The organism is Amycolatopsis anabasis (genome assembly GCF_009765355.1).
GTDB lineage: Bacteria > Actinomycetota > Actinomycetes > Mycobacteriales > Pseudonocardiaceae > Amycolatopsis > Amycolatopsis anabasis.
Window position 1 is genome coordinate 239,389 of sequence record NZ_VTHK01000011.1, and the last position, 360, is coordinate 239,748.

The window sequence follows — 360 nt, forward strand, 5'->3', positions numbered from 1 at the left end:
ACCGGGGCACAGAGCACGGCTCCGGACTTGGCATCTACCGATGGGTCGTCGAGCAAGCCTTCGCACTCCTGCACTGGTTCCGCCGCCTGCGCATCCGCTGGGAACGCCGCGACGACATCCACGAAGCCTTCCTCAGCATCGGATGCAGCATCATCTGCTGGCGCCGACTCAAAACCAACTCAATCTGTTAGGACCTCTAAGGCGCCCCTTGGTCGACGAATCGGGTTGTGTTGGGCTTGATCCGGTGGGATTCCCCGGCAGCCATGGAGGATGCCGACCAGTCAGCTAGCCAGCTGGCGCAGTGAACCGCCCCGGGTCTGATGGAGGCTCCTCGTGTGAGTGAGGATGTGGATCATGGCC

At 62.5% G+C, this 360-nt stretch carries 1 pseudogene; it reads left to right on the plus strand.

Going from position 1 to position 360, the window contains the following annotated elements:
• A pseudogene (locus FXO23_RS51610) lies at positions 1-191 on the plus strand (IS5/IS1182 family transposase); the annotation flags it as partial.
• Between the last annotated feature and the right edge of the window lie 169 nt (positions 192-360).